17 protein-coding genes are annotated in these 21,592 nt (G+C 65.5%); 10 read left to right on the top strand and 7 right to left on the bottom strand.

Annotated elements, in window-relative coordinates; all coding sequences use genetic code 11:
- Nucleotides 1-64: 64 nt before the first annotated feature.
- The 4 genes from JQ627_RS08730 to JQ627_RS08715 all read left to right on the top strand — a co-directional run bounded on the left by JQ627_RS08730 (nucleotide 65) and on the right by JQ627_RS08715 (nucleotide 3,712).
- Complete coding sequence (locus tag JQ627_RS08730; RefSeq protein WP_212483780.1) at nucleotides 65-871, top strand: enoyl-CoA hydratase/isomerase family protein; 807 nt, start codon at nucleotides 65-67, stop codon at nucleotides 869-871.
- Nucleotides 872-1,130: 259 nt separating this feature from the next.
- On the top strand, nucleotides 1,131-2,255 hold the full coding sequence (locus tag JQ627_RS08725; RefSeq protein ID WP_249142956.1) for a methionine ABC transporter ATP-binding protein: 1,125 nt from the start codon (nucleotides 1,131-1,133) through the stop codon (nucleotides 2,253-2,255).
- Nucleotides 2,245-2,910 carry a methionine ABC transporter permease gene (locus JQ627_RS08720; protein WP_212483778.1) on the top strand — a complete coding sequence of 222 codons (666 nt, stop codon included), beginning with the start codon at nucleotides 2,245-2,247 and terminating at the stop codon, nucleotides 2,908-2,910. Before JQ627_RS08725 ends, JQ627_RS08720 begins: the two co-directional genes overlap by 11 nt.
- 28 nt (nucleotides 2,911-2,938) lie before the next feature.
- On the top strand, nucleotides 2,939-3,712 hold the full coding sequence (locus JQ627_RS08715) for a MetQ/NlpA family ABC transporter substrate-binding protein (protein ID WP_212483777.1): 774 nt from the start codon (nucleotides 2,939-2,941) through the stop codon (nucleotides 3,710-3,712).
- A gap of 13 nt (nucleotides 3,713-3,725) precedes the next feature.
- Here JQ627_RS08715 and JQ627_RS08710 read toward each other — a convergent pair whose 3' ends face one another.
- Nucleotides 3,726-4,715 carry a helix-turn-helix domain-containing protein gene (locus JQ627_RS08710; RefSeq protein ID WP_212483776.1) on the bottom strand — a complete coding sequence of 330 codons (990 nt, stop codon included), beginning with the start codon at nucleotides 4,713-4,715 and terminating at the stop codon, nucleotides 3,726-3,728.
- Between the two features lie 170 nt (nucleotides 4,716-4,885).
- Here JQ627_RS08710 and JQ627_RS08705 point away from each other — a divergent pair, with 170 nt between their 5' ends.
- The 5 genes from JQ627_RS08705 to JQ627_RS08685 all read left to right on the top strand — a co-directional run bounded on the left by JQ627_RS08705 (nucleotide 4,886) and on the right by JQ627_RS08685 (nucleotide 12,933).
- On the top strand, nucleotides 4,886-6,082 hold the full coding sequence (locus JQ627_RS08705) for a serine hydrolase (RefSeq protein ID WP_212483775.1): 1,197 nt from the start codon (nucleotides 4,886-4,888) through the stop codon (nucleotides 6,080-6,082).
- A 15-nt stretch (nucleotides 6,083-6,097) separates the two neighbouring features.
- Nucleotides 6,098-8,098, top strand: coding sequence for a primary-amine oxidase (locus tag JQ627_RS08700; RefSeq protein WP_212483774.1), 2,001 nt, complete (start codon nucleotides 6,098-6,100; stop codon nucleotides 8,096-8,098).
- Between the two features lie 532 nt (nucleotides 8,099-8,630).
- Nucleotides 8,631-10,682 (top strand): TonB-dependent siderophore receptor, encoded by a 2,052-nt coding sequence (locus tag JQ627_RS08695; protein WP_249142955.1) that lies wholly within the window; start codon nucleotides 8,631-8,633, stop codon nucleotides 10,680-10,682.
- Between the two features lie 59 nt (nucleotides 10,683-10,741).
- Nucleotides 10,742-12,034 (top strand): siderophore utilization protein FsrB, encoded by a 1,293-nt coding sequence (gene fsrB / locus JQ627_RS08690; RefSeq protein ID WP_212483772.1) that lies wholly within the window; start codon nucleotides 10,742-10,744, stop codon nucleotides 12,032-12,034.
- A gap of 83 nt (nucleotides 12,035-12,117) precedes the next feature.
- Nucleotides 12,118-12,933, top strand: coding sequence for a hypothetical protein (locus JQ627_RS08685; protein ID WP_212483771.1), 816 nt, complete (start codon nucleotides 12,118-12,120; stop codon nucleotides 12,931-12,933).
- An 87-nt stretch (nucleotides 12,934-13,020) separates the two neighbouring features.
- Here JQ627_RS08685 and JQ627_RS08680 read toward each other — a convergent pair whose 3' ends face one another.
- The 5 genes from JQ627_RS08680 to JQ627_RS08660 all read right to left on the bottom strand — a co-directional run bounded on the left by JQ627_RS08680 (nucleotide 13,021) and on the right by JQ627_RS08660 (nucleotide 19,061).
- On the bottom strand, nucleotides 13,021-14,472 hold the full coding sequence (locus JQ627_RS08680; RefSeq protein WP_212483770.1) for an aldehyde dehydrogenase: 1,452 nt from the start codon (nucleotides 14,470-14,472) through the stop codon (nucleotides 13,021-13,023).
- A gap of 26 nt (nucleotides 14,473-14,498) precedes the next feature.
- A complete protein-coding gene (locus JQ627_RS08675; protein ID WP_212483769.1) occupies nucleotides 14,499-15,242 on the bottom strand; it encodes an ABC transporter ATP-binding protein in 744 nt (247 codons plus the stop codon).
- Complete coding sequence (locus tag JQ627_RS08670; protein WP_212483768.1) at nucleotides 15,235-16,905, bottom strand: ABC transporter permease subunit; 1,671 nt, start codon at nucleotides 16,903-16,905, stop codon at nucleotides 15,235-15,237. The genes JQ627_RS08675 and JQ627_RS08670 overlap by 8 nt, the downstream gene beginning before the upstream one ends.
- The gene (locus tag JQ627_RS08665) at nucleotides 16,902-17,777 is read right to left on the bottom strand and encodes a branched-chain amino acid ABC transporter permease (RefSeq protein ID WP_212483767.1); all 876 of its coding nucleotides are present in this window, start codon (nucleotides 17,775-17,777) and stop codon (nucleotides 16,902-16,904) included. Before JQ627_RS08665 ends, JQ627_RS08670 begins: the two co-directional genes overlap by 4 nt.
- A 63-nt stretch (nucleotides 17,778-17,840) precedes the next feature.
- Nucleotides 17,841-19,061, bottom strand: coding sequence for an amino acid ABC transporter substrate-binding protein (locus JQ627_RS08660; RefSeq protein WP_212483766.1), 1,221 nt, complete (start codon nucleotides 19,059-19,061; stop codon nucleotides 17,841-17,843).
- 201 nt (nucleotides 19,062-19,262) lie between these two features.
- On the opposite strand from JQ627_RS08660, the gene JQ627_RS08655 reads away from it, so the two are divergent.
- Nucleotides 19,263-20,195, top strand: coding sequence for a helix-turn-helix domain-containing protein (locus JQ627_RS08655; RefSeq protein ID WP_212483765.1), 933 nt, complete (start codon nucleotides 19,263-19,265; stop codon nucleotides 20,193-20,195).
- A gap of 57 nt (nucleotides 20,196-20,252) precedes the next feature.
- Here the strand turns inward: JQ627_RS08655 and JQ627_RS08650 are convergent, their stop codons facing one another.
- Entirely contained in the window at nucleotides 20,253-21,452 is a 1,200-nt protein-coding gene (locus tag JQ627_RS08650; RefSeq protein ID WP_212483764.1) for a Xaa-Pro peptidase family protein, read from the bottom strand.
- Nucleotides 21,453-21,592: the final 140 nt, after the last annotated feature.

The raw sequence follows: 21,592 nt of genomic DNA, 5'->3' as shown, positions 1-21,592 counted from the left end.
GGGTCCCATATTCGTGAGGCCGGACGTAGGCTATCCTCGCAGCAAAGCGGATAGGGAGACATTCGTGACGGACTTCGTGAAGATCGAGAAGGGCCTCGGACCGGAGGGGCGGATTGCGGTGGTGCGGTTCGATCGCGGCGACGGCATTAACGCGCTGTCGCCGGAGGCGCTGCGCCAGCTCACCGCGGCCGCGCGCAGCTTCGAGGATGATGCCGCAACGTCCGTCGTGGTGCTGACGGGCAGCACCAGCGCCTTCAGCGCGGGCTTCGACCTCAAGGATGCCGAGGGCCGATCGCGCAAGGACATGGATCTCGGCACGCTGCGCCGGCATCTCAAGCTCGGGCCGCGTCTGACCCATGCCTGGCAGGAGATGGAGCAGATCACGATCGCGGCCATCGAGGGTTTTTGCGTCGGCGGCGGCGTCGCGCTGGCCGTGGCGCTCGACTTCCGCGTGATGGGCCGCGATGCGCATCTGCGCGTGCCCGAGATCGGGCTCGGCATGAACATGAGCTGGCAGAGCATCCCGCGCATGCTGCATCTGATCGGGCCGGCCCGCACCAAGCAGGCGGTGATACTGGCCGATCAGCGCATCAGCGCTGATGAGGCCTATGAATGGCGCCTGGTGGAGCAGGTGGTCGATCCCGGCCACGCGTTCGATGCCGCCATGGACCTCGCGCGCAAGGTGGCTGCGCAGCCGCCGCTCTCGGTCGCCATGACGAAGCTGACGGTCAACCGGCTCGCACACGCGCTGGACGATCTCGCCAGCCATATGGACGTCGACCAGTTCGCGCTGGCGAGCTTCAGCGAGGACCACAAGGAGGGCGTCGAGGCGTTCCTGACGCGCCGCAAGCCGCGGTTCCGGGGACGATGAGTCCCGGCGCGGCCGGATGTTGATACCCCCGGCAGACAAATTTTCTTCCGCCGGGAGGGATCGGGAAAACTTCGTCCAACTCCCCGCAAATATCTGAAATTGCAAGCAGGACCCGGAAAGGCGATGGTGCGTGCTGCAGTGCAGCGCGCTTCGTCGGAAACGCGCGACTGCAGTTTCACCCCGTCGCTTGCTGCGACCGGGTTCCCGCAGGCCAGAGGGCACGCGGGCCGGCGAACTATTGTGCATGAAGGCCGCCTCCATGAACGCCCATCAATCGCTCGCGATCGGACAGCCGCTCGAAACGCTTGAAGCGGTTTCACCCGCCGCGCCCAAAGCAGACGCAATGGTCCGTTTCGAAGGCGTCTCGAAGATCTATCCGGCCTATCGCGGCAAGCCCGGTGTCAACGCGCTTCAAGACATCGACTTCGCAATTCAGCGCGGCTCGATCACCGGCGTCATCGGCCGTTCCGGCGCCGGCAAGTCGAGCCTGGTCCGGCTGATCAACGGGCTGGAGAAGCCGACCACGGGCCGCGTGATCGTCGACAACAGCGATATCTCGGCGCTGGCAGGCCGCGAATTGCGGCTGGCGCAGCGCTCGATCGGCATGATCTTCCAGCATTTCAACCTGCTGTCGTCGCGCACGGCGGCCGACAACATTGCGCTGCCGCTGGAGATCGCCGGCTGGGCCAAAGCCGACATCAAGGCCCGCGTCGCCGAGCTGCTGGCGCTGGTCGGCATCGCCGACAAGCACGACCGCTACCCCTCGGAACTCTCGGGCGGCCAGAAGCAGCGCGTCGGCATTGCCCGTGCGTTGGCGACACGCCCGAGCGTGCTGCTGTCGGACGAGGCGACCTCGGCGCTCGATCCGCAGACCACGCGCGCGATCCTCGATCTGCTCGCCAAGATCAACCGCGAGCTCGGGGTGACCATCGTGCTGATCACGCACGAAATGTCCGTGGTGCGTCAGCTGGCCAAGGAAGTCGTGGTGCTCGACGCCGGCCATGTCGTCGAGAGCGGCCATGTCGCCGACATCTTCACCCACCCCGAGCATCCGATCACGCAGTCCTTCCTCGCCGAAGTCATCGGCGACAGCCTGCCGGTGTCGCTGGCGAGCCGGATCGTGGCGGAGCCGTCTGCGGGCGGGCAGGCCGTGATCCGCGTCCAGGTACGCGGGGCAGGGGCCGGCGACACGCTGGTGGCGCGGCTCGCCCGCGAGCTCAGCCTCGACGTCTCGCTGCTGTCGGCCCGCATCGACGAGATCGGCGGCCAGCATGTGGGCTCGCTCACCCTCGGTATTCCCGGTGGCGAGGACGCGGTGACGCGCGCGCTCGCCTGGCTCTCTCAATATCAATTCTCGGCGGAGCGTCTCGGCTATGTCGCCTGAACTCATCAACCTGATCATCCAGGCCACCGGCGAGAGCCTGTACATGGTCGGCATCGCGGCGCTGCTCGGCACCGCCTTCGGCCTGCCGCTCGGCGTCTTCCTCGCGACCAGCCGGAAAGGGGAGCTGTTCTCGGCTCCCGCCGTCAATCGCGTGCTCGGCATCGTCGTCAATGCGACGCGGTCCACGCCCTTCATCATCCTGGTCGTCGCCATCATCCCGTTCACCCGGCTCGTCGCCGGCACCTCGATCGGCTCGACGGCGGCGATCGTGCCGCTGACCATCGCATCGACACCGTTCATCGCGCGCCTGGTCGAAGCTGCGATCCGCGAGGTCGATGGCGGCCTGATCGAGACCGCGTCCTCGTTCGGGGCCTCGCCGATCCAGATCGTGCTCAAGGTGCTGATCCCCGAGGCGCTGCCCGGATTGCTGCTGGCGCTGACGCTCGCGGTGGTCAGCCTGCTCGGCTACTCCGCCATGGTCGGCGCCGTCGGCGGCGGTGGCCTGGGCGATCTCGGCATCCGCTACGGCTATCAGCGCTTCATGCCGGAGATGATGCTCGCCGTCGTGGTCGTGCTGATCGCGCTGGTACAGCTCGTGCAGAGCGCGGGCGATTATCTGGCGCGCCGGGTCAACCGCCGGCTGCGGCAGCGCTGAACCACATTCCTTAAAACTGGAGACTTCAATGCGTTTTCTCGCAACCCTTGCGGCTGCAGCCCTGCTTGCGACCACGGCTCACGCCGAAACCATCCGGGTCGGCGTAACCGCCGGTCCCCATGCCGAGATCCTGGACGTGGTGAAGAAGGTCGGCGCCGAGCGCGGCCTCGACATCAAGGTGGTCGAGTTCACTGACTACGTGATCCCGAACCAGGCGCTGGCGCTCAGGGATCTCGAGGCGAACTCGTTCCAGCACGAGCCGTATTTGAAGAACCAGATCTCCAAGACCGGCTGGAAGATCGTCAAGGTCGCGAACACGATTGGTTCACCGCAGGGCGTCTATTCGCAGAAGTACAAGAAGCTCGCTGACCTTCCCGAAGGCGCTCGCGTCGCCATCGCCAACGATCCTTCCAACGGCGCGCGCGGCCTGATGATCCTGGCGCTGCATGGCGCGATCAAGCTGAAGGACCCGAACAACGTCTCCTCGACCATCGCTGACATCACAGACAACCCGAAGAAACTCCGCTTCATCGAGCTCGACGCCGCCCAGCTCCCGCGCGCGCTCCAGGACGTCGACGTCGTCTCGATCAACAACAATTACGCCGTGCAGGCCGGCCTCAACCCGGCGACCGATGCGATCGCCCGTGAAAACCCCGACGGCCCCTGGGTCAACATCCTCGCCGTCCGCGAGGAGGACAAGGACAAGCCGTGGGTGAAGCAGCTGATCGAGGTCTATCACTCCGATCCCGTGAAGGCGTTTCTGGAGACGCGCTTCAAGGGCACCTATCTGCCGACCTGGTAAGACAGCAGGCGCGTCAGGCGGCGCGCCTGGCGCGCCGCAGCGTCTCCGAGGGCAGCTCGGAGAAGTGGCGCTTGTAGTCGAGCGAGAACTGGCTGAAGTGCCAGAAGCCGTGCTGCACGGCGACGTCGTAGACGGAGGTCTCAGCGCCGCCGGCGCGCTTCAGATCCCGGCGCACCCGGTTCAGCCGCATCGCACGCCAATAATGCATCGGGCTCGTGCCCACGACTTCCTGGAAGCAATAACCGAGCTTGCGTGGGCTCGCGCCGACCGCCTTGCAGACTTCCAGCAGCGAGAGCGCACGCTCGCCGCTGCCATGCATCAGCTCGCGGGCACGATCCACGGTCCGCTTCCGCGCCGCGGAGCTGCGGCCGAGATCGCTCGGGCGCGCCGTCGGCAGCATGTCCAAGATTTCGACGAGGAGGGCGTCTTCGAGCGCCTGTAGCGCCGCCGGATCGTTGAACCGTTCGGGAGCGGTCGTGATGGTCTCGTGGACCGCGGCAAGATGGGCGCGCAGCCGCGCAACCGGTGCCGCCGCCATTTCGATCACCCGCAACTGGTGCCACACGGCGCGCGGCAACTCGATGTTGAGCCGGGCGGCCAGCTCCGCGATCAGCACCGTGCTGGCGACGACACCGCGCAGCTCGAAGGCCTTCGGCGTGCACATGTCGATCTCGGCGTCGATGCTGGCGAGCACCCGGGCGCCGTTGGCGCTGGTCCCGTTGCAGCTGAGCTCGCCGTCGCCATCCCAGGGCAGGCCGATGCCAAAACTGTCGGCGCCGAGCTGGCCATATTGGCGGACCTGCTGGCTGGTGATCTCGCGGAAGACTTCAAGCCGGGGCAGGGAGAGCTGGGTGAAGCTGCCCGTGAACGCACCGGCGCTGATCTGGTCGTAGCTCAGCCGCCAGCGGCCAAGCGTGGCGCAGTGCTCGTCAACATCCGTGCTGCTCGCTTGAAGCAGATTGGCAGCCGAGTCCCGAATCGGAAGAGTTGCGCTTAAGGCCATGACGCTACGTCGGAATTTGGAAGCCAGATAGCCAGCAAGAACTACGCCAGACTGGCACGGCCACGGGTTCTGTCCAGCAAAATATTGCCGGATTTCGATAACGCCCCAAGCGGCCATTGTGCAGTCTTGCTACCCAGCCGTTCCCGACACCGGCGCCGCGGAGGACCGAGATGCGACCGACCGACATCATGCGCGGCAGCCCGCCCGCGCTCGAGGCCCAGGTGACCCGCGCGAACTGGCGCAGCTTTCCGGCGATCCGCTGGGGCTTCACCCACACCCGCGAGGTGCTGCCGACGGCCGAGATCCGCCGCTCGGCTCAGCCCACGCTGATGAGAAGTGAGCCACGCGAGCTGGCCAAGCTCGGTTTCACCGCGCCTGATGGCAAAGAGACCACGATCGAAGCCACGCTACGTGAGACCTTCGCCGATACGCTTCTCGTCATGCACAGGGGCACGCTGATCCACGAATGGTACGGCGACGGCATGAGTGTGACCACCCCGCATCTGATCTGCTCGATCAGCAAGGCGATCGCCGGCACGCTCGGCGGCGTGCTGGCCGCGCGCGGCATCGTCGATCCCGAGGCGAGGGTGCTGCGCTACGTGCCGGAACTGGAGACCTCGGTCTACGCGGGCTGCACCGTCCGCAACCTGCTCGACATGGCCGTCGCCATCAAGTTCGAGGAGGATTATGAGGACCCCGCCGGCGACGTCGCGCGCTACCGCTTTTCCTCGGGCTGGGACGTCCCGCCGGCCGGCGTTGAGCCCGGCCATCAGCGCGCCTATCTGACCACGCTACGCGGCACCGGCAAGCCGCACGGGAAGGTGTTCCACTACGTCTCGCCGAACACCGAGGTGCTCGGCTGGGTCTATGAGCGCGCCTGCGGCATGCCTTATCACCGCATCCTCTCCGACTATCTCTGGCAGCCCCTCGGTGCCGAGGAAGACGGCTCCCTCACGCTCGACAGCCACGGCATGGGCCGCATCGCCGGCGGCATCTCGATCACCGCGCGCGACCTGCTGCGCTTCGGCGAGATGATCCGCAACCGCGGCGTGGTCGAGGGACGCCAGGTTGTGCCGGGCTGGTGGATCGATGACATCCGCGAGAACGGCGATCCCAAGGCCTGGGCCGACGGTGACCTCGCAGAGTTCTTCCCGGGCGCGCGCTACCGCAGCAAATGGTTCACGATTGACCCGTCGCGCAACGCGCTCACCGCGATCGGCATTCACGGCCAGCACCTCTATGTCGATCTCGACTCAGACACCGTCATCGTCAAGCTCGCGACGCAACCAAAGGCGATGGACGTTCCGATCGACCAACGCTGGTTCGCTGCCTTCGGCGCCATCACCGCGCATCTCGCCCCGCGCTGACCTCTGGACATCAACATGCTCGATACCGTCAAGGCCCCATCGCAAACGCAGGCCGGGGCGCCGCATACGCTCGATCCGCTGACCGCGGAGGAAATCGCCGCGGCCTGCAATCTGGTGCGTGCGGCGGCCAAATCGCCGGAGAACTGCCGCTTCCCGACGGTGCGGCTGGAGGAGCCGACCAAGCAGGAGCTGGCTGCGGGTGGAGCAGCGCGCCGCGCCTTCGCGCTGACGCTCGACATCACCACGGGCGAGGCGATCGAGCACATCGTCGATCTCGCCCGCAACGAGATCGTCGCCTGCAAGGTCATTCCGAACCGCGAGCCGCCCTACGGGCAGCCGCCGGTGATGCTTGAGGAGTTCTTCAAGTGCGAGGCCGTGGTGAAAGCCGATCCCGGCTGGCGCGCGGCGATGGTCCGGCGCGGGTTGACCGACAAGGACATCGAGCTGGTCCAGGTCGATCCCTTCTCCTCGGGCTTCTTCGATTTCAAGTACGAGCGCGGCGCCCGCATCGTGCGTGCCGTCAGCTTCTTCCGCGAACATCTTCAGGACAACGGCTACGCGCACCCGATCGAGGGCGTGGTCGCCGTGGTCGACCTTATCGCCGGCAAGGTCATCGATCTCACGGATGCGGATCCGATCGTGCCGATCCCGCGCAAGAAGCGGAACTACGGCGCGCATGAAGTCAAGAACCCGCGCACCGACATCAAGCCGCTGCATATCGAGCAACCCGAGGGCGCGAGCTTCAAGGTCGACGGCTGGAAGGTCGACTGGCAGAAGTGGAGCTTTCGCGTCGGCTTCACGCCGCGCGAGGGCCTGGTGCTGCATCAGCTGAGTTATCAGGATGGCGCACGAAAACGCTCGCTGATCCATCGCGCCAGCGTCACCGAGATGGTGGTGCCCTACGCCGATCCGACCGAGAACCATTTCTGGAAGTCGGCGTTCGATGCCGGCGAATACGGCCTCGGCATGCTCGCCAACGCGCTCGAGCTCGGCTGCGACTGCCTCGGCAACATCCATTATTTCGATGTGCCGGCGGCCGACAACAAGGGCGAGCCCTTTGTCATGCAGAACGCCATCTGCATGCATGAAGAAGACTACGGAATTGCCTGGAAACACTACGAATTCCGCAACGGCCTGTTCGAGGTCCGGCGCTCCCGGCGCCTCGTGATCTCATTCTTCGCGACCGTCGGCAATTATGACTACGGCTTCTACTGGTACCTGTACCAGGACGGCACGATCCAGCTCGAAACCAAGCTCACCGGCATCATCCAGACCGCCGCCGTGCAGCCTGGCGAAAAGTACAAATGGGGCGGAATGGTCGACGACAATCTGGGCGGGCCGACGCACCAGCACTTCTTCAACGTGCGCATGCACATGGATCTCGACGGCGGCGGCAACACGGTGACCGAGCACGATTTCGTGCCGCGCCCCTGGGGCCACGACAATCCGCACGGCAACGCCTTCGACACAACGACGCGCGTTCTCTCACGCGAGCGAGACGCGGCGGCGATCGCCAACGGCGAGACCGGACGGTTCTGGAAGATCAGCAATCCCAACGAGACCAATTCGGTCGGCAATGCGCCGGCCTACAAGCTCGTGGTCAATCCGAGCCCGCTGATGCTGGCGCAGGAGGGCAGCTACGTGCGCAAGCGCGGCGGCTTTGCGACCAAACACGTCTGGGTGACGGCGTTCGACAAGGACGAGAAATATGCCAGCGGCGACTATCCCAACAACCATGCCGGCGGCGACGGCCTGCCGCGCTACGCCGCGCAGAACCGCAACATCGAGAATGCCGACATCGTGCTGTGGCATTCCTTCGGCCACACCCATATCTGCAAGCCCGAGGACTTTCCGATCATGCCGGTCGAATATGCCGGCTTCATGCTGAAGCCGACCGGATTCTTTTCGGCCAACGCCGCCGGCGACATTCCGCCGGAGCGCAACAGCCGCAGCGTGCTGGCGGGCGACCCGAAGGACGCCGCCGGCGGCTCGTGCTGCCACCCCCGCAAAGCTTAGGCTCGTCGCGCGACAACAATGTTCGCAGCAGGCCGACCAGCGCTGGTTCGTTGGTCGCAAGCGCTCCAGCGAATGTTCTCACTCTAGAAGCATTCCAGATCCGAGCGCTCGCAGAAGCGGCGATGCACCTCGACGCGCATATGGGCGCATTGGTCGCACGGCTTATTCCCCGGTCTCGATAGATTCTAACTTCGCGTCTCTCGCACTGAAATTGCCCCTGCGTTAGGGCGGGGGTCCAAAAATCATCCCGGCAAAGCCGGCAGTGCGTGGGGCCTCGATAGACGTGTCAGACTTCCAATTTCGTTCGTGTTCCAATACGCGTGTTCGACAGCTTCAGTTGCTCTTCTTCGGCGCCGTCAGCACATTCGCTCTCTGCGTTCCCTTCGCGCCCGTGCAGGCGCAAACTCAGATTCCTGCAGTCTCGGTGGATGCGCCGGCTGAGCGCACCAGACCCGCGGGGGCGGCTTCGTCGCGGCGGTCCGCGACGACGCGTACCGCACGCGCCAACCGGCGTTCTCCTGCGCAGCAAGCCATGCCAACGCAGTCGGCATCAGCGAATCGCAACGCGGCTGAACGCGCAGGTGGCCCGGTACGTGGATTCGTCGCGACACGGAGCGGCACCGCCACCAAGACCGACACGCCGCTGATCGAAACGCCGCAGTCGGTGTCCGTCGTCACCACCGACCAGATCAGGAACCAAGGCGCGGTCTCGATCGGCGAGGCCTTGCGCTACACCGCCGGCGTCAGCGGCGACGTCAATGGCGGCTCGGACACCCGCTTCGGCGCCCTCCAAATCCGCGGCTTCGACACGACCATGTCTGGCCTCTACGTCGACGGTCTCAGGATTCCATCCAGCAATTACGTGCATTTCAACGGCCTCGATCCCTACGGTGCCGAACGGCTGGAGGTTCTCAAGGGACCATCCTCGGCGATGTATGGCGGCAGCGGCACCGGCGGCATCCTCAACTACGTCACCAAGCTGCCGACCGCGCAGCAATTCGGCGAAGTCTCGGTCTCCGGGGGCAGCTTCAACCGCTATCAGGGCCAGTTCGACATGGGCGGCCCCGCCAACAAGGAAGGCACCGTGCTGTGGCGCCTGACCGGCGTCGTCCGCGACGGCGAGACCCAGGTCGACTTCACCAAGGACAACCGCGTCTTCATCGCGCCCGCCGTCACGTTCAAGCCGAACGAGGACACCACCATCACGATCCTCGCCGACTACCAGAAGGACCGGGCAGGGTGGGGCCTCCAGTTCCTGCCGGCCTCGGGAACGGTGTGGCCGAACAACGGCCGCACCATCCCGGTCTGGTTCTTCGCGGGCGTGCCGAGCTTCAACGCGTTCAACACCGAGATCGCAACCGCCGGCTACCTGCTCTCGCACAATTTCACCGACAACATCACGTTCCGGCAGAACCTGCGCTACGCCTATCAGCACAACGAGGAAAAAGTATTCTACGGCGGAGGCTATACCAACGAGGCCGCCGGGCAGCTCGCGCGTTTCGGCAGCTACAGCAACTCCTACATCAACTCCTTCGCGGTGGACAATCAGCTCCAGGGCAACTTCACCACGGGCATCCTCAGCCACACCACTCTGGTCGGGATCGACTATCGCAACACATCGTTCCGCGACACCGCCTTTGGCGTCACGACCTCAGCGCCCGAGATCAACGTCTTCAACCCGGCCTACAGCTACGACTGGACCATCGGGGGCATGAGCGACAACACCGGCGTCAGGCAGTCGCAGGTCGGCCTCTATGCGCAGGATCAGATCAAGCTCGGCCGGCTCTCGTTCCAGCTCGGCGGCCGCCAGGATTTCGTCACGACGCAGGTCGACAGCAATCTCCCCACCTCCAATACGTCGGTCTCGAAAGATGCCTCCGCCTTCACCGGCCGCGCGGCGGTGATGTATAATTTCGACAACGGGGTCGCGCCCTATTTCAGCTATTCCGAGTCGTTCCTGCCGGTGCTCGCGACCGGTCCGTCCGGACAGATGCTCAATCCCGAAACCGGCGTCCAATACGAAGTGGGCGTCAAGTACCAGCCGCTCGGATGGAACGCGCTGTTCACCTTCGCCGCCTTCGACCTGACGCGCGACAACGTCGTCACGTTCGCCCCGCCGAGCTATCTTGCCGAGCAGCTCGGCCAGGTGAAATCTCGCGGCATCGAGCTCGAAGGCACGATGTCGCTCGCCGACGGCTGGAACCTGCGCGCCGCCTACGCCTATGTCGACGCCATGCTGTCGCAGGATCCCGTCAATCTCGGCAAGGCGCCGCCGACGGTGCCGCTCAACCGTGCCTCGCTGTGGAGCGACTACACGCTCCAGAACGGGCCGCTCGCCGGCTTGCAGTTCGGCGGCGGCATCCGCTATGTCGGCGCGACCTGGGGCGACGACGCCAACACGTTCAAGGTGGGATCGTCCACCGTGCTGGACGCGCTGCTCGCCTACACCCGGGACAATTGGCGCCTGTCGCTGAACGTCACCAATCTCGCCGATACACGCTATGTCGCCGCCTGCTACAGCCTGTCCGGCTGCTTCTACGCGGAGGGGCGGAAAGCCATCGGCAAGCTGACGTACCGCTGGTGAGTTCGATGTAGGGACGGTCCGGCGATGGCAGCCGGACCCGCTTGATGAGAGTCGAGACGATGAGAGCGATATTTGGCAGGCTGCATCGCTGGGCGGGACTGCTCACCGCCGGATTCCTGTTCTTCTCCGGCATCACCGGCGCGATCATCTCTTGGGACCATGAGATCGACGACGTCCTCAACAGCCATCTGTTCGACGTCTCGACCAAAGGCCCGGCGATTCCCTCGATCGAGCTCGCGAAGATGATCGAGCAACGCGATCCCCGCGCGCGCGTCGTCTATCTCTTCATGACGCCGGAGGAGGGGCACTCGCTGTGGTTCTTCGTGATGCCGCGGATCGATCCTTCGACCGGCAAGCGCTTTGCGATGGACTACAACCAGGTTTTCCTCGATCCCAACACGGGCGTCGAGCTCGGCCGGCGCTACTGGGGCGCGGTGTGGCCGGTGACGCGCGAAAACTTCGTCTCGTTCCTCTACAAGCTCCACTACACCATGCACATTCCGGAATTCTGGGGCAGCGATCGCTGGGGCATGCGCGTGCTCGGCGTGATCGCCATCATCTGGACCGTCGATTGCTTCGTCGGCTTCTATCTGACGCTGCCCTCGCGACGGCGCGCCAAGGCCGCGCGGGCGCCCCAGGTCACGCGCCAGCTTGAACGCGGATTCTGGGCGCGCTGGGCGCCGGCCTGGATCATCAAGACATCGGGCAGTGCCTACCGGATCAATTTCGACATCCATCGCGCCTTCAGCCTGTGGACCTGGGGTGTGCTGTTCATCATCGCTTTCACGGCATTCTCGCTGAACCTCTATTTCGAGGTGTTCTCGCCGATGATGAAGATGGTGTCGAACTACACGCCGACGCCCTATGAGCAGCGGCCCTATCGCGATCTCGACGATCCCATCGAGCCCAGGATGACCTTCGCCGAGATCGCTGCACGGGCCGCGGCCGACGGCAAGGGGCGAGGGTGGACCATCCCGGTCGGCGCGCTCAGTTACGGACCTGCCCATGGCGTCTATGCCGCGGCCTATTTCCATCCCGGCGACGATCACGGCGCTGGCGGCGTCGGGCCGGCGCAGCTCTATTACGACAGCGAGGACGGCCGTCCGATCGGCGAACGGCTGCCCTGGGTCGGCACCGCCGCCGATATCTTCGTGCAGGCGCAATTCCCGCTGCATTCGGGCCGGATCGTCGGGCTGTTCGGCCGGATCCTGATCTCGATCATGGGCCTCGTGGTGGCGGCACTGTCGGTCACCGGCGTCGTGATCTGGTGGCGCAAGCGCCGCGCCCGCGTCCGGGTGCGCGAGACAGCGGCCCTCCGCCTGAGCCGGCAGCAACTCACGCCGGCGGAGTAGGGCTCCCGCCGACTTTCGCGGGATGAACCTTGGCGCCCGGCATCGGCACAAAGACTGGAGATCGCTCCCAGCCGGACCATGCAATGAGATCGCTCGCCTTGCTCTGCCTGCTTGCCTTGGCCGCGCCCGCTAACGCGGCGGGCCCCGAGCAACACTATCTCGACCTGCGCGATCGCTATATCGCAAAATTCTCCAAGGCCACGGAAAACGACGAGACCAGCAAGCAGCACGATGCGGCTCTGAAGGAGCTGACGGGCGTGCTGCGCGGCCTGGTCGGCCCCGTCACGATCAAGGGGTTGCCCGCGGACGGCAAGTCGAACGCCGATACGCTGTTCAAGGGCGACTCCGGCTTCGGCCATCTCGACGGGCTAGGCTTCGCCTCCGAAGGCGACAAGATGCAGGCCGTGGTGACCACCACAGGTCTGCTCAAGCACTGGCTCCGCGAGCACCGCGAGGACGGCATGCCGCAGGAGATCGGCGCCGCGTTCAAGTCGGACCGCTTCTACTATCAAGCCATCCAGGACTCGGCCTTCGCCAAATATGCCGAGCTGCCGATCACACAGCCCGCATCCGCGAGCGCTGCGGTCGCCGTGCTGGGCGTGCGCGGCAATGGCGATCTGAAAGGCGCGCCGCATGAAATCGACGTTGTCGCGATCCAGGGCGAGAAGGTGTTTTTCCTCGCCGTGACCGACGCCGTGAAGACGGCTGGGATCCCGGCCTGCGAGAAGATCTGGAAGCAGATGATGGCCAGGAAGACCCCGCAGGATTCCATGGCCAAGGAAGACCAGGCGATGGACGCCTACACAAAATGCTTCGCCAAGGAAGCGCCGAGCCAGAGCTGGTTCGCGGCGGCGGTGAGGAAGGCGCAGAGCCAGCTCGACCTGCTGCCGCTGCGCTAAGCGAAGTGCCGCCGCGATTCGGGCCACGACCGCCTGCCGACGACCGTCCGATGAACCGTCGGATCGTCGCCGGGCGCAGGCCATGATTCAGAACGGATAATGGCGCGGTCCGGTCTGCACGGTGATCCAGCGCAGCTCGGTGAACTCGTCGATGGCCGCTCTTCCGCCGAAGCGGCCGTAACCGGACGCCTTGGTGCCGCCGAACGGCATCTGCGGCTCATCGTGCACGGTGGGCGCATTGACATGGCAGATGCCGGCCTCGATCCGCTTGGCCACGCCAAGGGCGCGCGCAATGTCGCGGCCAAACACGGCGGAGGAGAGGCCATATTCGGTGTCGTTGGCGACCCGGACGGCTTCGTCCAGCCCGCTGACGCGGACAACGGTCACGACCGGACCAAAACTTTCCTCGCCATAGATGCGCATCGCCGGCGTGACGTGATCGACGATGGTGGCCGGCATGATGGTGCCGCTGCCGTGCCCGCCAGCCGCGACGACGGCGCCCTTGGCGACGGCATCGTCGATGAGCCCCCTGACGCGGTCGCAGGCCGCGCCGCTGACGAGCGAACCGAGCACGACATTGCCCTTGCCAGGATCGCCATGGGGCAGGCTTTTCGCTTTCGCAGCGAACTTGGCGATGAAGGCGTCCGCCACCTTTTCGTCGACGACGATCCGTTCCGTCGACATGCAGATCTGGCCCTGGTTCATAAAGGCGCCGAAGGCTGCGGCATTCACGGCTGCGTCGAGGTCGGCATCATCGAGGATGACGAGCGGAGCCTTGCCGCCGAGCTCCAGCAGCGCACGCTTGAGGTGTTTGGCACAGGCGAGCGCGATCAGGCGGCCGACACGGGTCGATCCCGTGAAGTTGACGCGGCGGATCGCGGGATGCGCGATCAGCGCTTCGACCACGGCCTGCGCATCTTCAGGCGCGTTGGTCACGACGTTGACGACGCCGTCGCCGAGGCCTGCTTCGGTCAGGCAGCTTCCGATCAGACGATGTACGCCTGGGCTCATCTCGGAGGCCTTCAGCACGACCGTATTGCCGCAGGCGAGCGGCATCGCGACGGACCGGACGCCCAAAATGACCGGGGCATTCCACGGCGCAATGCCGAGCACGACGCCGACCGGCTGGCGGAAGGCCATGGCGAGATTGTCGGGCTTGTCGGTCGGAATGATATCGCCGGAAATCTGCGTCGTCATGGCCGCTGCCTCGCGCAGCATGCCTTCGGCAAGATGCACGTTGAAGCCGGCCCAGCCCGCCGTCGCGCCGGTCTCGGCAACCATCAGCGCGGTGAACTCCGCCGCTCGGCGCGCGAGGATGTCGGCGGCCGCGCTGAGCCGCTTGCGGCGCTCGGACGGACCGAGCTGCGACCAGGCCGGAAAGGCTGCGGCCGCGGCGTCGGCGGCACGCATCGCATCGTCGATCGAGGCCGCCGCCACTGTTGTCGCGACCTCGCCGGAGATCGGATTGTGGCGCTGAAAGGTACGCTGATTGCTGGCCGACTGGTCCTTGCCGCCAATGAGAAGGTCGATTGCGTTCATGGAGCTCTCCAAGGATTGCAGGAGGGTTAGGGGAGTGAATTTGGTGCAGGTGACGTGGCGCGCGCCTTGCCGAGATAGGCGCGCTGGATCTCGGGATCGTTCTTCATTGCGGCTGCCAGTCCGCTGCCGGCATTACGGCCGGACTCGATCAGGTAGACGCGGTCGGCAAGGTCGAGGCTCGCGCGTGCATTTTGCTCGACCAGCAAGACGCTGACGCCACCGGCGCGGATCTGGGTCAGCGCGCGAAACACTTCGCGGCTGAGCAAAGGCGACAGGCCGAGCGAGGGCTCGTCGAGCAAAAGGAGCAACGGGTTCGACATCAGCGCCCGGCCGATCGCAACCATCTGCTGCTCGCCGCCGCTCATGGTGCGGACGGCCTGACTCATACGCTCGGCAAGGCGCGGGAACAGTTGCAGGATTTTTGCGAGCCGGTCCGCTTCGCCCGCGCGGGCCCGGGCCGGATAAGCACCGAGCTGCAAATTCTCGGCAACGGTCAGGTCGCCGAAGACGCCGCGCCCTTCCGGCACCAGGGCGATGCCGCGCTCCACGATCAGATGGGCCGGAAGCTCGAAAATGCTCTGTCCATCGAATCGGATCACCGCACCCGGCGCGGGCCTGACCAGACCGGCGATGCTCTTGAGCAGGGTCGACTTGCCGGCGCCGTTGGCGCCGAGGATGGCGACGATCTCGCCTTGCTCGATGCCGAGCGCGACGTCGGCCAGGGCCTGGTGCTTGCCGTAGAAGTGGGAGAGGGCGACGACCTCAAGCATCCTCACCTCCGAGATAGGCGGCGACGACCTTTGGATCGGTCAACACCTCGTCCGGCGCGCCGCGCGCGATCACGCTGCCGGCGTTCATGACGATGCAATGGCCGCACAGCGCGCGGATCGCATCCATGACGTGCTCGACCATGATGATGGTGAGGCCGCGGTCGCGCAGCTTTGCGATCAGGGCAATGCCGGCTTCCAGCTCGCTCGGATTGAGTCCCGCCAGCCACTCATCGAGCAGCACCAGGCGCGGCTGCAATGCCAGCGCGCGGGCAAGCTCCAGCCGCTTCTGATCGATATAGGTCAGATCACCCGCGGGCGCTTCGTGCATCGCGCCGAGCCCAACCAGATCGAGCAACTCACTTCCCGTTGCGTCCGAACCGCCTGACGTGGAGAACAGCCGCGCGGCGGCAACGTTCTCCGCGACAGTCATGTCTGGCATCACGCGCACCAGTTGGAAGGTGCGGGCGAGGCCTAGCCGCGCGATCTGATGTGCGCGCAGGCCGTTGAGCACGGTGCCGCCAAGGCGGATCGTGCCGGACGACGGCCGCAAGGCGCCGGACAACGTGTTCAGGAGCGTCGTCTTGCCGGAGCCGTTGGGGCCAATGATGCCGATAATCTCGCCCGGCGCCACCGTGAAGCTGACGTCATCGACCGCGCGCAATCCACTGAACGATTTGCTGACGCCTTCGACCCCGAGGAGCGGGGCATCCATCGTGCGGGCGGACGCGGCGGCGCGACGCTCCGCCGGGACGCGCGAGCGTCCGGCGCCGAACAGGCCGATCACACCGTTCGGCAGCACCATGACGATCAGGACGAAGACGATGCCGAGCACGATGCTGAAATGGTTGGGTAGCGTCGCGGTCAGGACCTCGAACAGCAGGACCAGCGGAATGACGCCGAGAACGGGGCCGAACAGCGAGCCCGCACCGCCCAGCAAGGCCATGATCACGACCTGGAACGAGATGGTCGGATTGAAGGCGATCGCTGGATCGATATAGGTCCAGCGCGGCGCCATCACGGCGCCGGTCATCGCTATGAATGTCGCGCTCAGAACGAACACGCCGAGCTTGACCCGCGTCGCATCGATGCCGGAATGGCTCGCTGCGGTCTCGTCGGCGCCGATGGCGCGCAACGCAAGCCCATAACGCGAGCGCCCGAGCAACCAGCCCACCAGGAAGACGAGTGCGGCAAGGCCAAGAAGCTGCCAGTAGAGAATATCCTGCGTCACGGCGCTGAAGAGATAGCGGCCGACCGATTTGTGGATGTTGACCTCGTACCAGATCACCAACTGCCGGATCAGCTCGGCAAGCCCGAAAGAGAAGATCACGAAATAGATGCCGGACAGGCGCAGGGTCGAAAGCCCGGTAATGACGGCGGTGAGTGCGCCCACGCCGGCCGCGGCCAACAGCACGACGGGCCAGGGCATGGTCTCGCCGAGCACCGCGGCGGTGTAGGCGCCGAGGCCGAAGAACGCGACTGTCGCGAGCGAGATGTAACGGGTGGGACCCGAGAACATCGCCCAGGCCGTCGCGAGAATCGTGAAATAGAGGACGCTGATGCCGAGCGCGAGATAGTAGCCGTTGGCATAGAGCGGATAGGCGACGATCGCCGCGGCCAAAGCAACGCCGGCGCACCACAGCAATGTCCGGACAGGCGCCGTCATGACGCGGCTCTCCCGAACAGACCGGTCGGCTTGATCAGGAGCACACCGAGAAACAGCGTGTAAGTGGCGGCCAGCGTCAAGCCGGGATCGACCAGCCGCGCCACTGCCGTTTCGACGATGCCGAGCAGCAGTCCCGCAACCAGCGCACCCATCACATTTCCGACGCCGCCCATGATGACGACGACCAGCGCCTTCATGGTGAAGACTACGCCCATCGCGGCATTGAAGGTGAGGAACATGCTGACAAGCACGCCGCCGACGGCCACGAGGCCACCGCCGAAGGCAAATGCAAGTCCTGACAGTGCTGCCACGTCGATCCCGACAAGGCGTGCGGCATTCGCGTCCACCGCGATGGCGCGCACGGCGGTGCCGATCCGCGTGCGGGTGAGGGCGAGATACACGGCACCGCCGACCAGCGCTGCGAACAGCAGCGCGACGAGGCGATTGACCGCAAGGGTCGATCCCAGAACGACCACGGGAATGGAGAGATAGCTGTAGCTATAGTATTGGCCGCCGAACGCGACCAGCATGGCGCCCTGGATCACGAACAGCACGCCGAAGGTGACGAGGATGCTGTCGATCTCCTGCGCGCCCCTGTCCTTGCCCCTCCGCATCAGCCGTTCCAGCAGGAAGCGATAGAGCAGCCAGTTCAGCGCCATCGCAACAGGAACCGCGAACAGCAGCGCTGCCAGCGGGCTGAGGCCGAAACCGCTGTAGAGCGAGAACGCGCCGAAGGCGGCCGCGACCAGCGACTCCCCATAGGAGAGGTTCATGATCCGCGCCACGCCATATTGCAGCGTCAGGCCGAGCGCGATCAGCGCGTACATGCCGCCCAGCACGAGGCCCGGCAAGACGATGTCGACTAGCAGCATGAAACGGCGTCCCCTGGACCGGACGGCAGGCAGGCCTCGCAACGCAAGGCCTGCCAACCAAGCCTACTGCCACTGCGCCTTGGGCACGACCGGCGCACGCGCGCCCGGAAGCGAGGTGGGCGCGAGCGCGTAGAACTCGCCGTTCTGCCATTGGCCGACGCTCCACACCTCCTGAAGCAGCCCATCCTTCAGCTTGACCTTGCCGATGATGGTATCGAACGTGCCCGAGCGGATTTCGGCTGCGACCGCGGCACGGTCCACCTTGCCGACCTTTTCGATCGCCTGCTGGAGCACCTGGAGGCTCGCATAGGTGATCGAGCTCGCCCAGCGATCCGGCTCCTTGCCGGTCGCGGCCTTGTGGCGCGCCAGATAATCCTTCAGCTGTGGCGAGTCCGCGTTCCAACCGCCAATGCCCATCACGCCGTCGCTGTTGGCGGCGAACTTGCCCTTGTAGAGCGGGAAGGCGGTGCCGACGCCGACGTAGAAGATTTTTGGATTGAACTTCAGGAGCTGCGCCTGCTCGGTCAGCGCGATCGTATCGGGCGGATAACTGAAGGCGATGAACGCATCCGGGTTGGACGCGATCGCGTCCTTCAGCAACGGCTGAAGATCCTGCGCGCCCATCGGATAGGTTTTGTCGTAAGTCAGCGTGAAGCCATGCTTCTTCAGGGCCTCGCGGCCGGCGGCGGACAGCTCGATGCCGAACTGGTCGGCGATGCTGACCATCGCGACGTTCGCGCCGATCTTGCCGTCGCTCTTCAGCTTGCCGAGCAGATCGGCCAGCGCCTCGGAAATCTGCGCCGACGTGCCGAGCCAGAACGTCGCGTTCGACCAGCGCTTGGCGAGTTCCGGCGCCTTGTCGGTCACCGAGGTGACTGCGAGGTGAGGGTAGCCGAGGCGGTTCAGCGTCGGTCCGACCGCAAGGTTGAGGCCGGTGCTCCAGGGCGACAGGATGAAATCGACCTTGTCCTGGTTGGCGAGACGCTCGATCGCCTTGACCGCTTCCTCCGAGCTGCTGCGATCGTCGTATTCGACCACCTCGATCGGGAGCTTCTTGTCGCCGAGCTTGATGCCGCCGGTGGCATTCACGTCCTTCACCCACAGCTCGTAGTTGGGCAAGGTGGTGATGCCGGCGCCGCCGGCATAGGGACCAGTCTTGGAAATGGCATAGCCAATCCGGATCTTCTCCTGCGCATCGGCCGTGGATGCAAAGGCCCCCAGCGCCGTGGCGAAAGCCACCAAGCCAGTGATACGCAGCAACGTTCGACGGTTCGCCGAATACATGTCGATCCTCCCTCGTGTTTCACTCAAGCGATTGTTCGCAAGCGGTGTGAGTGGGTCGTTTCCCCTTGGTCCCGATTTCTTTTCGGCAAGGCTTGGTTGAGCCGGCCGCGACCAGGACTTGACCTAGCAAGCACCCCAAGGTTTGTTCGCACAATGGACAGATCCGGCGAAAGATTGGACGCTTCTGGTCGCGACGGGCAAGTGCGTCGAGGCGTCGCGGGCGCCAATCCGGCGCCAGCCGCCACAGCGATCGGCGCCGCGCCAGTTGGCGCCGAGCTGATCGGATCGCATTACGCCGGGCGGCGCTGGATGCTGACGTCCAAGGCCGCCCGGCCGTTCATTCATCTGCTGTGTCTCCACGGCGGCGGCGCCGCCGAGCTTGGCCATGCCGGCAAGACGATGGCGCTAGTCGGCCCCGCGATCGTTTGGCTGCCGGCGGGATCCGCCGAGTATCTGGAGGTGTCCGCGGGGGCGACCGCCGAGCTGCTGCAGCTACGCGCCGGCGTGTGGCATCGCTACCTGCCGCCGTCGGCGGAGGCTGCCTATCTCGCGCTCGAAGGTGCCGGCGGCATCATGGCGCTTCCCGTCGAACCTGATCTCGTGACCACGATGGCGCGTTCGATCGCGGCGATCGCCGCCGAGATCTCCTCGCCCGCACGGAGCGGTGCGGCATCGATCATGTCGGCCGAGCTGACGCTCTGCGTGCTGCGCTTCTGGCGCCTGTTCGCCGGCGACAGCGACCGGGACGAGGAGGGCAGCAGTGCCGAGATTCTGAGCCGCTTCCGTAGGCTGCTCGAGGAACGCTATCAGCAGCATCTACGCGTCGGCGATTACGCCAAGCTCCTCGGCATGACGCCGGATCGCCTGCACGCACTCTGTAGTCGCGAGCTGAAGCGTTCACCGAGCGAGCTGATCCAGCAGCGCGTCGTCAAGGAAGCCGCGACACGGCTCGAGGCCGGCGCCGTTGCCGTCAAGCAGATCGCATTCGCGCTTGGCTTCAAGGACACCGCATATTTCAGCCGCTTCTTTCGCAAGCATACCGGCGAGGCGCCCGGCGTGTGGCGCCGCCGCGTTGCGGCCCGCGCGAGAGCCGGACAATCGAGGCCGGCGCTGAATTTTGCCGACTGGCCGTAAACGCCACCCGAACAAGCCAGAGTAGATCGGGTCCGGGTCGGGATCAGCCGAACGCTATCAGGTCAAAGCGTTGCCGCCGAGATTCCACCCGCGGCCGCCTTCGCCAAAGATCTCGTATCCCGTCGCCGTCACTGCGACCGTGTCCTCGAGCTTGATGAAGCCGCGCTTCGGATGCTTCATCGTAGTCTCGATCGACACCACCAAGCCGGGTTCGAGCGGCAGGCGAGCGTCGGTGTCGTCGTAGGGGACCGGGCCCTTGGCGGTCAGGCGAGGGGCCTCGTGGCTGACGAGGCCCATGCCGTGGGCCAGGAAATCGGTGCAGTCGCGCTGGGTGATCCGGGCAAGCTGCCGCTCGGCCGCGACGTAGATGTCGCCGCCCATGGCGCCCGGCCGGACCGCGGCGAAGGCGGCGCGCTGCACGGCCTCGATCTCGGCCAGACAGTCCCTGAGTTCGGCATCGGGCTCGCCCAGCACGGCCATGCGCGCTAGGTCGCCGATATAGCCGTGATAATTGCCTCCGGAATCGAGCGACAGCACGTCGCCTTGCTCCCAGCGCTGCGATGACGGCGCCCTGTTGTGGCTGCTGCCGCAGGCGAGCAGGCAATATTCGAAAGTCAGGCCGCGATTGGCCTCGGCGACGCGCAGTGCATCGCTCAATTGCTGCTTGCTGGTGCCCGGGCCGTGCGCGGCGATCACCTCCAGCATCGACGCAATGACGAGCTCGGACGCCGTCTTGAGCTTGGCCAATTCATCTGGCGACTTGACCGCGCGAAGCCGCTCCAACACCAGCAGCGCGTCCTTGAGCTCGGCGTCGGGCAGGGCGTCGGCGAGCGCCCTTCCTGCGTCCATGGGCAGGAACGCCATCTCGACTCCGACCCGCTTCAAGGGCACGCTGGCATCCCGGATCAGGCCCACGGCCCGGGTCACGGCGTCGACCGAGCCGTTGGACTCGGTCCGCACCTGCGGCACCCACGGCGGTGCCACGGCGCGCTGATGGGTCTCCAGGCGGTGGCCGATATAGACCGCCTTATCAGGCGCACCCCTGGGATAGACCAGGACCGGCAAATAGCGGCTGACGCCCATCGCGTCCATGTAATCGAAGAAGATCGCGCGCTCGGCGCCCAGCAGGTACTGCACATTGTGCTTGGAGGTCACGACCAGCACGTCGAGGCCGGCGGCCTCCATGAGACGGTCGAGCTTGGCGACGTCGAATGGAATGGCGCGCGAGCTGCTCGCGCGGGCGGCGTTCTCCTGCATGACGGGCTCCCCTTGAGCGGCGGTTGGGACCGCCTTGTATCGTTGACCTCTTCAGGACTGCGGCGCCCAGTCTAGCACAACCTCCACTCGTACGCCCCCAATTGACGGCTCAATGGAACACGGAACCATAACTGAGAGCG

Source organism: Bradyrhizobium liaoningense, from assembly GCF_018130785.1.
GTDB lineage: Bacteria > Pseudomonadota > Alphaproteobacteria > Rhizobiales > Xanthobacteraceae > Bradyrhizobium > Bradyrhizobium liaoningense_A.
The sequence above is the reverse complement of the archived record's forward strand: the minus strand, read 5'-3'. Positions and strand labels throughout refer to the sequence as shown.